Annotated in this window: 12 protein-coding genes; 1 reads left to right on the forward strand and 11 read right to left on the reverse strand. The window is 65.8% G+C overall.

Annotated features, from left to right (window positions below; genetic code table 11):
* Positions 1 to 59: 59 nt before the first annotated feature.
* The 11 genes from CAG11_RS23190 to CAG11_RS23240 form a co-directional block, all read right to left on the reverse strand.
* Complete coding sequence (locus tag CAG11_RS23190; RefSeq protein WP_022644171.1) at positions 60 to 686, reverse strand: bifunctional 2-polyprenyl-6-hydroxyphenol methylase/3-demethylubiquinol 3-O-methyltransferase UbiG; 627 nt, start codon at positions 684 to 686, stop codon at positions 60 to 62.
* Between the two features lie 178 nt (positions 687 to 864).
* Complete coding sequence (locus tag CAG11_RS23195; protein WP_085598112.1) at positions 865 to 1,509, reverse strand: methionine ABC transporter permease; 645 nt, start codon at positions 1,507 to 1,509, stop codon at positions 865 to 867.
* The gene (locus CAG11_RS23200) at positions 1,499 to 2,623 is read right to left on the reverse strand and encodes a methionine ABC transporter ATP-binding protein (RefSeq protein WP_085598113.1); all 1,125 of its coding nucleotides are present in this window, start codon (positions 2,621 to 2,623) and stop codon (positions 1,499 to 1,501) included. Before CAG11_RS23200 ends, CAG11_RS23195 begins: the two co-directional genes overlap by 11 nt.
* A 1-nt stretch (position 2,624) precedes the next feature.
* Positions 2,625 to 3,434: a MetQ/NlpA family ABC transporter substrate-binding protein gene (locus tag CAG11_RS23205; RefSeq protein ID WP_085598114.1), complete on the reverse strand. Its 810-nt coding sequence runs from the start codon at positions 3,432 to 3,434 to the stop codon at positions 2,625 to 2,627.
* Positions 3,435 to 3,559: 125 nt separating this feature from the next.
* Positions 3,560 to 4,927, reverse strand: a complete 1,368-nt coding sequence (locus tag CAG11_RS23210; protein WP_085598115.1) for an LLM class flavin-dependent oxidoreductase — start codon at positions 4,925 to 4,927, stop codon at positions 3,560 to 3,562.
* Positions 4,927 to 6,126: an SfnB family sulfur acquisition oxidoreductase gene (locus CAG11_RS23215; protein WP_085598116.1), complete on the reverse strand. Its 1,200-nt coding sequence runs from the start codon at positions 6,124 to 6,126 to the stop codon at positions 4,927 to 4,929. Before CAG11_RS23215 ends, CAG11_RS23210 begins: the two co-directional genes overlap by 1 nt.
* Positions 6,127 to 6,165: 39 nt before the next feature.
* Positions 6,166 to 7,407, reverse strand: coding sequence for an SfnB family sulfur acquisition oxidoreductase (locus tag CAG11_RS23220; RefSeq protein WP_085598117.1), 1,242 nt, complete (start codon positions 7,405 to 7,407; stop codon positions 6,166 to 6,168).
* 414 nt (positions 7,408 to 7,821) lie between these two features.
* Positions 7,822 to 8,571, reverse strand: a complete 750-nt coding sequence (gene tcyN, locus CAG11_RS23225) for an L-cystine ABC transporter ATP-binding protein TcyN (protein ID WP_053132714.1) — start codon at positions 8,569 to 8,571, stop codon at positions 7,822 to 7,824.
* Positions 8,572 to 8,575: 4 nt separating this feature from the next.
* Positions 8,576 to 9,241, reverse strand: coding sequence for a cystine ABC transporter permease (tcyL, locus tag CAG11_RS23230; RefSeq protein WP_022644179.1), 666 nt, complete (start codon positions 9,239 to 9,241; stop codon positions 8,576 to 8,578).
* Complete coding sequence (gene tcyJ, locus CAG11_RS23235; RefSeq protein WP_085598118.1) at positions 9,241 to 10,038, reverse strand: cystine ABC transporter substrate-binding protein; 798 nt, start codon at positions 10,036 to 10,038, stop codon at positions 9,241 to 9,243. The genes tcyL and tcyJ overlap by 1 nt, the downstream gene beginning before the upstream one ends.
* A gap of 282 nt (positions 10,039 to 10,320) precedes the next feature.
* Positions 10,321 to 11,316: a D-cysteine desulfhydrase gene (locus tag CAG11_RS23240; RefSeq protein WP_085598119.1), complete on the reverse strand. Its 996-nt coding sequence runs from the start codon at positions 11,314 to 11,316 to the stop codon at positions 10,321 to 10,323.
* Positions 11,317 to 11,506: 190 nt separating this feature from the next.
* Here CAG11_RS23240 and epsC point away from each other — a divergent pair, with 190 nt between their 5' ends.
* Positions 11,507 to 12,433: a serine O-acetyltransferase EpsC gene (epsC, locus tag CAG11_RS23245; protein WP_022644182.1), complete on the forward strand. Its 927-nt coding sequence runs from the start codon at positions 11,507 to 11,509 to the stop codon at positions 12,431 to 12,433.
* The last annotated feature ends 106 nt before the right edge of the window (positions 12,434 to 12,539 follow it).

Here is a 12,539-nt window from a genome sequence, read left to right on the forward strand (position 1 = left end):
CGCCTCGCTAACGCGGGCAAGTCGGATCGCCGCCTGCTCGCTCCTACGCAGAGGGCGGCTCAGGCCTTGCGCCAGACGCTGGCCAGCCAGGGTTGTTGTTCCCGGGGCAGGCCGGCGGGGCGGTAATAGTGCTCCAGTTCGATGAAACCTGCGGCGGTGAGCAGTGCCTGCCAGGCCGCGAGGTCGTGGTAGGCGCCGTAGCGGGCGCCGTTCCAGCCTTCCTGGTTGTCGCCCCTGGGGTTGGAGCTGAACAGCACCCCGCCGGGCTTCAAGGTGCCATGCAGTTGCTTGAGTACCCGGGGCAGTTCCTGGCCGGGGACGTGGAACAGCACGGCGTTGGCGAAGATCCCGTCGAAGCGTGCCGCTGGCAGGTCGAGCTTGAGGAAGTCTTGCTGCCAGACTTCGCAGCCGCTGTCTTGCCGGGCCATCCGGGCGAACTCCTGGCTGCCGTCCAGGCCGACGGCCACATGGCCCAGGCGGGTGAAGGTGCGCAGGTCGCGCCCCGGGCCGCAGCCGAAGTCCAGCAGGGTGAAGGGCGCGGTGCCCTGGATATGCCGCAGCAGGGCGTCGATGTTCTGGCTGACGTCGTGGTCGCGGGTGCCTTCGCGAAAGCCTTCGGCCACCTGGTTGTAGTGGCCCAGGGTGGTGGCGGTGATGGTGTCGAGATCGTCGGGGGCAAGTTTCATGGCGGCAGGACGGCGTGATGGGGACCGGCTCAATATACACCTGTGCAAAGGCAAGGTTGGCGGGCGCTGCCTGCGGCAGCGGCTACACGAAGCGGGTCTTGTGGGTACGCGCTTGGAGCCGCTGCCGGGCCTGCGAGGCTGTGCCAAGGCCGCCGGGCCTTCAAGTGCGCGAAGCGGCTCAGCGCTTGTTGAGGCGCCGGGCCAGGCGGTCGCCGCCGAGCTGGATCGCCGCCACCAGGAGCACCAGCAACACGATCACCGTGAGCATGATCTGGCTGTCGAAGCGCTGGTAGCCGTAGCGGTAGGCGATGTCTCCCAGCCCGCCGGCCCCGATGGCCCCGGCCATGGCCGAGGAGTTGATCATGGTCACCAGGGTGATGGTGAAGCCGCCGACTATGCCCGGCAGCGCCTCGGGCAAGAGTACGTGCCAGACAATGTGCCAGCGTCGGCAGCCCATGGCCTGGGCCGCTTCGATCAGCCCGTGGTCGACCTCGCGCAGGCTGACTTCGGCGATCCGCGCGAAGAACGGCGTGGCGGCAATGGTCAGCGGCACCACGGCCGCCCATACCCCGTAGGTGGTGCCGACGATCAGCCGGGTGAAGGGGATCAGCGCCACCATCAGGATCAGGAACGGGATCGAGCGGAACAGGTTGACGAAGGCCCCCAGCGCCCGGTTCAGCGCCGGGGCCTGGTAGATCCCGCCCTTGCCGCTGGTGACCAGGATCACTGCCAGGGGAATCCCCGCCAGCAGGGCGATCAATGACGACACGCCGACCATCAGCAGGGTATCCAGGACGCCCTGGAGCAAACGTTCAAGCCACATAACCCAGCACCTCTACCTGTTGTGCCCATTGCCTGGCGCGCTGGCGCAGTTCTTCGGCGCCCAGGGACGAGCCCTGCACCGCCAGCAGCAGTTGGCCCAGGGCATGGCCCTGGATGCGCTCGACCCCGCCTTGCAGCAGCCGCACGCGCCCGCCCAAGGCGTTGAACAGCGCCGCCAGGTCTGGTTCGTCACGCTGCGTGCCGGTAAAGCGCAGGCTCAGTAGCACGGCCGCTGCGGCGCTCTCGGGATGGCTGCGCAGGCGTTGGCGCAACTCTTCGGGAAGTTCATGTTGCAAGGGCGCCAGCAGGGTCTTGCTGACCTCGTGCTGCGGGTCGCCGAAGACCTTCCACACCGGCCCCTGCTCGACGATCCCCCCACGCTCCAGGACCACCACCCGGTGGCAGATATCGCGGATCACCGCCATCTCGTGGGTAATCAGGATGATGGTCAGGCCCAGGCGCTGGTTGATCTCTTGCAACAGGCCGAGGATCGACTGGGTGGTCTCCGGGTCCAGGGCCGAGGTGGCCTCGTCGCACAGCAGGATCTCGGGGTCGTGGACCAGGGCCCGGGCGATTCCCACCCGCTGCTTCTGGCCGCCGGACAGCTGCGCCGGATAGGCCTGGTGCTTGTCCTTCAGGCCTACCAGTTCCAGCAGTTCGCGGACCTTGCGCTGGCGCTGGGCCTTGGGCACCCCGGCCACCTTCAGCGGCAACTCGACGTTGTGCCACACGGTCTTGGCCGACATCAGGTTGAAGTGCTGGAAGATCATGCCGATGCGTCGGCGCAGGGCCACCAGGCGGTCTTCGTCGTATTCGCCGATGTCCACCTGGTCGATCAGCACCCGGCCGCTGCTGGGGCGTTCCAGGCGGTTGATGGTGCGGATCAGCGACGACTTGCCGGCGCCGCTGCGGCCGATGATGCCGAACACCTCGCCGCGCTGGATCGCCAGGTCGATGTCGTGCAGGGCCTGGACCGGACCCTGCTGGCCCTGGTAGGTCTTGCCCAGGCCGATGAAGCGCACCTGGGCGCGGTTCAGGTCCGGATGCAGCTCGGTCCGTTCGGCGCTCTGGGGTTCGGGTTCGGGGAGCGCAAGCTTATGTGTGGCGACTGTCATCTCAACCTTCCCAACCGGCCTGGTAGAGCTTGCCGTGGGCCTGGTCCAGGGCGGCGCGCACGGCGGGCGAATGCTGGTAGATATCGACGAACTTGATCAGCCGCGGGTCGTTCTTGCTCTTGGGCTGGATCACGAACTGGATCACGTACTCCTTGTGGTCCAGGCCGTCGAACAGCAGCGCCGAGCCGGCATCGAAGGTCTTGGCCAGGCGGATGTAGGCCGGGTAGCCCTGGACCAGGTCGGCGTCGTCGTAGGCGCGCACCAGTTGCACGGCCTCGACCTGGAGGATCTTGATCTTCTTCGGGTTGGCGATGATGTCGTCCTCGGTGGCCTTGTAGCCGACCCCGGGCTTGAGCTCGATCAGCCCGGCCTTGGCCAGCAGTTGCAGGCCGCGACCGCTGTTGATCGGGTCGTTGGCGATGGCCACGCTGGCGCCTTGGGGCAGTTCGTCGAAGCTTTGGTACTTCTTCGAGTACAAGCCGACGTTGTTGATGATCCCCGGGGCGAAGGGCACCAGGTCGAAACCGGCGGCGGCCTTGGCGTTTTCCAGGAACGGGATGTGCTGGAAGTAGTTCACGTCGATGTCGCCGGCGGCCAGGCTGACGTTGGGCGCGATCCAGTCGCTGAACTCCACCAGTTCCACTTTCAGGCCTTGCTTGCCGGCTTCGGCGACGGCGGCCTCCAGGGGAATGGCGAAGGCGGCGGTGGTGCCGACCTTGAGTGGCGGTTCGGCGGCGAAGACGCTGCTGGCGAAGAGCCCGAGGGCGAGGGCCAGTGCTTTGACCGGATGGCGCGGGAGCTTGGTGTTCATGGTCTTGGATTCCAGTCAGTGCATCGAGGTTTTTGGGGTATTACGGTCTTATCCCGGGCAAGCCTCGCTCCTGCGCATGCATCTGCAGGAGCGAGCGGGCGGCGATCCGGCTTGCCCGCATGCCGTTAGCGGCGGTAGGCCGCACCGGTGTGGCGAACGGGCAGCTTGCGGTCCTGGTGAAAGAGCTTTTCGCGCAGGGTCCCGGTCTCGTAGGCGGTCTTGTAGGACCCGCGTCGTTGCAGCTCCGGGATCACCAGGTCGATGAAGTCGACATAGCTTTCCGGGGTGACGATGCGGGTCAGGTTGAAGCCGTCCAGGCCGGTCTCGGCGATCCAGGATTCCAGGTCGTCGGCCACCTGCTGCGGTGAACCGACCACGGTGAAATAGCGTCCGCCCAGGGCGTGCTGCTCCAGGAGCTTGCGCCGGGTCCAGTCGTTGTTCTGCAGGTGCTTGGTGGCCGACTGGATGGCGTTGTTCTTCACGTACTGGATAGGTTCGTCGAGCTCGTACTGGGCGAAGTCGATGCCGGTGGAGGCGGAGAAGTGCGCGACCCCGGCCTCGGCGCTGGCATGGCTGCGGTACTCGGCGTGCTTCTTCCAGGCCAGCTCCTCGGTGGCCCCGACGATCACGTTCAGGCCCATGAAGATCTTGATGTCCTCGGGATTGCGCCCGGCGGCCACGGCACTGGCGCGGACCTTGTCCACCTGGGCCTTGGTCGCGGCCTTGTTCTGCCCGCTGATGAACACGCATTCGGCGTGGCGTCCGGCGAACACCAGGCCGCGCTCCGAGCTGCCGGCCTGGAACAGCACCGGGGTGCGCTGGGGCGAGGGCTCGCACAGGTGATAACCGCTGACCTGGTAGAACTCGCCCTGGTGCTCGACCTTGTGCACCTTGTCCGGCCGGGCATAGATGCGCTGCTCACGGTCGTTGACCACTGCGTCGTCCTCCCAGCTGCCTTCCCAGAGCTTGTACAGCACCTCCAGGTATTCATCGGCCTGGTCGTAGCGGCGGTCGTGCTCGATCTGCTCCTTGAGGCCCATGGCCTGGGCGGCGCTGTCCAGGTAGCCGGTGACGATGTTCCAGCCGACCCGGCCACGGCTCAGGTGGTCGAGGGTGGAAAGCCTGCGGGCGAACAGGTAGGGCGCCTCGTAGGTGAGGTTGGCGGTGAGGCCGAACCCCAGGTTGCGGGTGACCGCGGCCATGGCCGAGACCAGCAGCAGCGGGTCGTTGACCGGCAGCTGGATCGACTCCTTGAGCGTCACGTCCACCGAGTCCTGGTAGACGTCGTAGACCCCGACGATGTCGGCGATGAACAGCCCGTCGAACAGCCCGCGCTCCAGCAACTGGGCCAGCTCGGTCCAGTACTCGAGGCTCTGGTACTGGGTGGAGGTGTCCCGTGGGTGGGTCCACAGGCCGTGGTTGATGTGCCCGACGCAGTTCATGTTGAAGGCGTTGAGCAGGATCTTCTTCTTGGTGGGGGCGAGGGCGCTCATCAGATGGTCCCCCGCAGTGGCGGGTTCTGCTGGTTGAGGTAGTAGTTGCCCACGGCGTGGTACTTCCAGCGCACCGGGTCGTGCAGGGTGTGCACCCGGGCATTGCGCCAGTGGCGGTCCAGGCCGTACTCGGCCAGGGTCGCCTGGCTGCCGGCCAGTTCGAACAGGGTGCTGCCGGCGGCCAGGGAAATCTCCGTGCTCAGGGCCCGGGCCTCGGCCACGGCGATGGAGGCGGCCGCCACGGTCTCGGCGTTGGTCTGGGCCTGGGCGCGGTCGAGGAATTCCCCGGCCCGTTCCAGCAGGGCCTCGGTGGCGTGCAGGCGAATGCTCAGGTGGCCGAAGCTCTTGATGGTCAGCGGGTCGTCGGTGGCCTTGTCGTGGCCGGAATCGATCCACGGCCGGCTCTTGGTCCGTACGAAGCGCAGGGCGTCTTCGTAGGCGGCGCGGGCGATGCCGGTGTCGATGGCGGCGTGGAGAATCTGCGCCAGGGGGCCGACCGGGGTCGGACGCTCGAAGGCGCTCTGGAAGGGCACCACGTCGGCGGCGTCCACCGCCACGCTTTCGAAGACCACCGAGCCACTGCCGGTGGTGCGCTGGCCGAAGCCGCTCCAGTCGTCGATCACGTTCAGGCCCTGGCTGTCGGCGGGGACGAAGGCCAGTTGCTGGATGCCGTCCTCATCCACCACCGAGGTAGGGATGCGCTGGGCGTAGATGGCGCCGGTGGCGTAGAACTTGCGCCCGTCGATGCGGTAGCCCTGGCCGCTGCGGTCGCGGCTCAGGCGGGTGGTGCGGTCGTGGGCGGTCTTGGTACCCAGCTCGGCCAGGGCGTTGCCGAAGCGTCGGCCGGCCAGGACCTCGGCGTACAGCCGTTGCTTCTGCTGCTCGCTGCCGTTCACCCGCAGCACTTCGAGGGCATAGAAATGGTTTTGCGGGATCTGGCCCAGGGAGGCGTCGGCCTCGGCGATCAGCGCGGTGACCTTGGCCAGGGTGACGTTGGAGACGCCAGCGCCGCCGTATTCCTTGGGTACGCTGATGCCCCACAGGCCGGAGCGGCTGAAGGCTTCCAGCTCGGGGTGCGGCAGGCGCCGCTCGCGATCGCGCAGGGCGCTGTCGCGCTTGAAATCTTCCGCCAGGTCGCTGGCGACAATCAGGGCTTGCTCGTCGCTGGTGATGACCGCGACGTGTTGAGAAAGAGACATGTGTTTCTCCAGAGATCTGGTCAAAAGCGTTCTGGGCGGTTAAATCCAGGAATGACGGGCCGGCAGCGTGCCGTTCAGGTGATAGGCGCCCACGGCGTGGTACTTCCAGCGCACCGGGTCGTGCAGGGTGTGCACCCGGGCGTTGCGCCAGTGACGGTCAAGGTTGAATTCGGCGAGGGTGGCGCGGCTGCCGGCCAGCTCGAACAGTTTCTCGCTGGCTTGCAGGGAGATCTCGGTGGTCAGCACCTTGGCTTCGGCCACGGCGATGGAGGCGCGGGCCGCGGCCTCGACGGTGACCGGTGCCGCGCTGACCTGGTCCAGTACTTGGCCGGCCTTGCGCAGCAGGGCCTCGGCGGCGTGCAGTTCGATCTGCAGCTTGCCGATGTCGGCGATCACATAGAGGTCGTCGCTGGCCCGTTCGACGTTGGCGTCGATCCACGGCCGCGAGCGTTCACGGACGAAGCCAATGGCATCGGCCAGGGCTTCGCGGGCGATCCCGGCGTCGATGGCGGCCTGGATCAGTTGCGAGGCGGCGCCCTGGATGTTCGGGGTCTCGTTGATCTTCCAGTTGTCCAGCACCAGCTCGGAGTCCACCCGCACGTTGTTCAGCAAGATGGTGCCGCTGGCGGTGGTGCGCTGGCCGAAGCCCGACCAGTCATCGATGATGCGCAGCCCCGGAGTGCCACGGCGGACGAAGGCCAGGACCTGGCGACCGTCGTCGTTGAGCGCCTTGACCGCCACCCAGTGGGCGAACAGCGCACCGGTGGAATAGAACTTCTGGCCATTGAGCACATGGCCGTCGGCGTCGGCGCTGATCCGCGCCTTGAGCTCCAGGGTGTTCTTGGTGCCGCGTTCCGGGCCGGCATTGCCGATGCGCCAGCCTTCCAGGACGCTTTGCAGCAGTTGTTTCTTCTGGCGCTCGGTGCCGCAACCGAGAATCAGGTTGAGGATCCCGAACTGGTTCTGCGGGATCTGCCCGAGGGCCGGGTCCGCCGCGGAAATGATCGCGAAGACCTCGGCCACGGTCACGTAGGACACCTGGGGCCCGCCATAGGCCCGGGGAATGGCGATACTGCCCAGGCCGCTGCGGGTGAACTGCTCGACCAGCGCCCAGGGCAGCTTGCGCTGGCGGTCGCGCTGGGCGGCCTGCTGGCGTGCCGCATCGGCCAGTTCATGGGCGGCTTGCAGGGCCTCGGCGTCGTTGAGCAATACCTGTGCGGGCAACAACAAGGGGGCAATGTCCAGGTCGCTCTGGACCTGTGCTTCTACCAGACTGGACATCAGTGCCACTCCTTGGCTGCACGCAATGCCCTGGCGATCTGCACTGGGGTGATTGTGTTCCGAACCATACCTACCTCACATCTTTGGATAGGCCGCGTCATGCGGCGAAATCAGGATCAAGAATGTCCGGTGGTCCGGTGGCATATACCCTAAACGTGGATAAAAATTAAATAAACTAACTTTTAGGAATATGCATAGAAGAGGGTTACGTATACGTCAGGCGGGGCATTGGGCGTGTGGGTATCGGGGCTTGTGCCGCCGCGCCGCAGGCTGCGTACGAGTGCGCAGCGGCTGTGGGTTTTGGGGTTTGAAGGCCCTGCGGGCCTTGGCGCAGCTCGACAGCGGCTACAGGCGAGGGTGGCGTTTGGCGTGGCCGCTGCCGCAGGTTGCGTAGCGGCCTTGGGGTTTGGAGGGTCAGGCCGAGGTGAGGAACTTGCTGAGGAACTGCCGGGTGCGTTCTTCCCGGGGGTGGGCGAACAGGGCCTTGGCTTCGCCCTGTTCGACGATCACCCCCTTGTCGAAGAAGATCACCCGGTTGGCCACGTCGCGGGCGAAGCTCATCTCGTGGGTGACGATGACCATGGTGCGTTTCTCCTCGGCCAGGCCGCGGATGGTCGCCAGCACTTCGCCCACCAATTCCGGGTCCAGGGCCGAGGTGGGTTCGTCGAACAGGATCACCTTGGGCTCCATGGCCAGGGCCCGGGCGATCGCCACCCGCTGCTGCTGGCCACCGGACAGGCGCCTGGGGTAGGCGTCTTCCTTGCCCGCCAGGCCGACCTTGGCCAGGAGCTTGCGGCCCAGGGCCAGGGCCTGCTCGCGTGGGGTCTTCTTCACCACCAGCGGGCCCTCGACGACGTTCTCCAGGGCGGTGCGGTGGGGGAACAGGTTGAAGTTCTGGAACACGAAACCCACTTGCTGGCGCAGTTGGCGGATCCGCCCTTGCTGCTGGCTCAGCGGGACATTGCTGTCGATGGCGATGTCGCCGATGCGGACCCGGCCGCTGGTGGGTTGTTCGAGGAAGTTCAGGCAACGCAGGAAGGTGGTCTTGCCCGAGCCACTGGGGCCGATGATGGCCACCACTTCGCCTTCCTTGACCTCCAGGTCGATGCCATTGAGCACCGTCTGGCCCTTGAACTGCTTGGTCAGTTTTTCCACCACGATCATGGCTTCAAGACTCCTGGTCGTGCCGATTGACCCGCTCTTCCAGACGGTGCTGCAGGTGCGCGAGCACGCTGGCCAGGACCCAGTAGATCAGAGCGGCGGCAAGATACATGGTGAAGATTTCGAAGGTCCGGGCGGTGATCAGCTGCGCCTGGCGGAACAGTTCCGGGACCTGGATGGTGGCGGCCAGGGCGGTGTCCTTGACCAGCGAGATGAAGCTGTTGCCCAGAGGCGGCAGGGCGGTGCGCATGGCTTGCGGCAGGATCGCCCGGCGCAGGGTCTGGGCCCGGGTCATGCCGATGCTGGCGGCGGCCTCCCACTGGCCACGCTCGATGGAGCCGATGGCGGCCCTGAGGATTTCACAGGCGTAGGCCGCCATGTTCAGGGAGAAGCCGATCAGCGCCGCAGGCAGCGGGTCCAGCTCCAGTCCCAGTTGCGGCAGGCCGTAGTAGATCACGAAGAGCTGCACCAAGAGCGGCGTGCCGCGAAAGAACGACACGTAGATCCGGGCGATCCAGCTCACCAGCGCGAAGCGCGACAAGCGCATCAAGGCCAGGCCGAAGCCCAGCAGCAGTCCGAAGAACATGCCGCCCAGGCTCAGGATCACCGTGTAGTACGCGCCCTTGAGCAGGAATGGCGCCGAGTCCAGCGCCAGTTGCAGGCCTGCTTCCATTATTGGGTGACGTCAGCGTTGAAGTATTTTTCCGAGAGTTTCTTCAGCGTGCCGTCGGCCCGCAGCTCCTCGATCGCCTTGTTCACTGCGGCCAGCAGTTCCGGTTCGCCCTTGCGCAGGGCCACGCCGGATTCCTGGCGGGAGAAGGGGGCGCCGGAGACCACCAGGGTGTCCTTGGTTTTCTTGATCAGCTCGAAGGCCGCCAGGCGGTCCACCAGGATGGCTTCGATACGGCCTACACGCAGGTCCTGGTACTTGGTCGGATCGTCGTCGTAGGTCTTGATGATGGCGTTGGGTACGTTGTCCTTCAGCCATTGCTCGTAGTTGGTGCCCAGGCCCACCCCGACCTTGTGCCCGGCCAGGTCGGCGGCGGTCTTGAACTTGCCCTCGTCCTTCTTCTGGGTCAGGGCCTGGATGCCGGAGACGGTGTAGGGAGTGGAAAAGTCGTATTTCTTCTTGCGCTCCTCGGAAATGGTCACCTGGTTGACCACGGCGTCCAGGCGCTTGGATTCCAGGGCCGCGAGGATGCCGTCCCACTTGGTCGGCTGCAACTTGACCTTGACCCCGAGCTTGTTGGCCAAGGCTTCGGAGAATTCCACTTCGAAGCCGGTCAGCTTGCCGTTTTCGTCGACGTAGCTGAACGGTGGGTAGGTGCCTTCCAGGCCGACGTTGATCACGCCCGCGTCCTTGATCTTCTGCAGTTGCTCGCCGGCAACCGCTTGCCCCATCAGTCCGGCACCGAGGGCCAGGCCCAGTGTGCCAATCAGCAGATTGCGACGCAGTACGGAAAGATTCATGACAAGCCCCTGTGGTTTCTTATGCACGATGCGAATGGGTGGTGCGGGTCGAACGGTGAGCCGGAATGCAGGTTTCATCCTGCCCTAAATGCAGCGTATGCGTCTCCCGGCAAATTCGCCTGCGGCGCGACTATAAGTGCTCTTTTATAGATGTAAAAATAATATAAATTCACATTTATATTCCTTTAGGGAATATTTGATCCGCCTTTCGCAGTCGCTGCCGCCGGCTGCGCACGAGCGCAAGGCGCTCGCCTTTGCCGATGTATTTCCTTGCTCTGATCTTCAGCTGAAAGCTCCAGCATAAGCGAACAGCGCCGGGGCTCCGCCGGTATGCAGGAACAGGATCGGACCCTCGTCGAATCGCTGGCGCCCGATGCCGTCCAGCAACCCGGCCATGGCCTTGCCGGTGTAGACCGGGTCCAGCAGCAAGCCCTCCTGGCTGGCCAGGAGCCTGACTGCGGCCAGGGTACCGGCATTGGGCTCGCCATAGCGCGGGGCGAAATACTCATCCCACAGCTGCACGTTGAAACTCTGCGGCAACGGCACGCCCAGTAGTTCGGCGGTGCGCTCGGCCAGCCCCTGGACCTTGGGGCGCTGGTCTTCCTCGGTGCGCGAGACGGTAACGCCGATCACCGGCAGTTGCGGCAAGGCTTCGCTCAGGCCCAGGGCCAGGCCGCTGTGGGTGCCGGCGCTGCCGGAGGCCAGGACCACGGCGGCAAAGCGCAGGCCGCTGTCCTCGATCTGTTGCGCCAGCTCCAGGCCGGCGCGCACGTAGCCCAGGGCGCCCAGGGCATTGGAACCGCCGATGGGCACCAGGTAGGGCTTCTTGCCGTTGCTGCGCAGGCGCGCGGCCAGGGCCTGGAGCTGCTCGTCGGCCTGGTCGAGGTTGTCCACCAGCTCGACCTTGGCATCGAACAGTTCCAGCAGCAGGCGGTTGCCGTTGCCCAGGTAGTTGGCATCGTCGGTGCCGGTGGGGTTTTCCAGCAGGGCGACGCAACCCAGGCCCAGTTGGGCGGCCAGGGCCGCGGTCTGGCGTACGTGGTTGGACTGGATGGCCCCGGCGGTGACCAGGGTGTCGGCACCCTGGGCCAGGGCATCGGCCGCCAGGTATTCGAGCTTGCGCAGCTTGTTGCCGCCCATGGCCAGGGGCGTGGTGTCATCGCGCTTGATGTAGATGTCGCGGCCGGTCCAGGCCGACAGGCGTTGGAGCTTTTCCAGGGCGGTGGCGTGGCCGAGCAGGTCGAGGCGGTCGAAACGGGCGAGCTGTTGTTTGATCATGAGTCCGCACGGAACAGGGAAGGTGCAACGACTATAGGCAGCGATATTTGGCCGGGCAACCGCCGATCGCTTATGCCAAAAAATGCTTATGTGCGCACAATTAGTTCTTAAGGGTGGCCGTGACCGGGCGTAAAGTGATCGCCGTTTGCGCGGCCTGACAGTCCGGCCGCCCGAGTCTAGGAGTCTTATCGTGAGCGAGCGTTCCAGCCATTGGCAATTGCAGACCATCGTCGGTCAACTGCGCGATGCCCGTGATCAGTGGCGTAGCCGCAACGGTCGGGTCAGCGGCGAGCAGGGTGGCCGCGAGCTGCCGTCGCGGGCGGCCATGGCGGAGATCCTCGAGGCCCTGTGCGGTGCGCTGTTCCCCATGCGCCTGGGACCGGTGGACCTGCGCGAGGAGAGCGAGGATTTCTACGTCGGCCACACCCTGGACGCGGCGCTCAACGCCTTGCTGGCCCAGGCGCGCCTGGAACTGCGCTACGTGGCCCGGCAGAACGGTGAAAGCGATACCGACGTCAATGCCCGGGCGATTCGCCTGATCCAGGATTTCGCCCTGGCCCTGCCCGGCCTGCGCGTATTGCTGGATACCGATGTGCTGGCCGCTTACCACGGCGATCCGGCGGCCCGCAGCGTCGACGAAGTGCTGTTGTGCTACCCGGGCATCCTGGCGGTGATCCACCATCGCCTGGCGCACCACTTGTATGGTGCCGGTCTGCCGTTGCTGGCGCGGATCAGCTCGGAAATCGCCCACTCGGCCACCGGTATCGACATCCACCCGGGGGCGCAGATCGGCAAGAGCTTCTTCATCGACCACGGTACCGGCGTGGTGATCGGCGAGACCGCGATCATCGGCGAGCGGGTGCGCATCTACCAGGCGGTGACCCTGGGGGCCAAGCGCTTCCCGGCGGACGAGGACGGCCAGTTGCAGAAGGGCCATCCGCGCCACCCGATCGTCGAGGACGACGTGGTGATCTACGCCGGCGCGACCATTCTCGGACGCATCACCATCGGCAAGGGCTCGACCATCGGCGGCAACGTCTGGCTGACCCGCAGCGTGCCGGCGGGCTGCAACCTGACCCAGGCCAACCTGCAGCACGACGACGGTTCGCAGAAGTAACCTGTGGCCGCTGGCGGGCTTGCATGGCCCGCTGGCCCTGCCATCCCCAATTTGCCGCCGCTGCGCGCCCGTGCGCAGCCTGCGACAGCGGCTACACGAAGCGGCT

It is taken from the genome of Pseudomonas sp. B6(2017) (genome assembly GCF_002112765.1).
In the GTDB taxonomy this organism is placed as follows: domain Bacteria; phylum Pseudomonadota; class Gammaproteobacteria; order Pseudomonadales; family Pseudomonadaceae; genus Aquipseudomonas; species Aquipseudomonas piscis.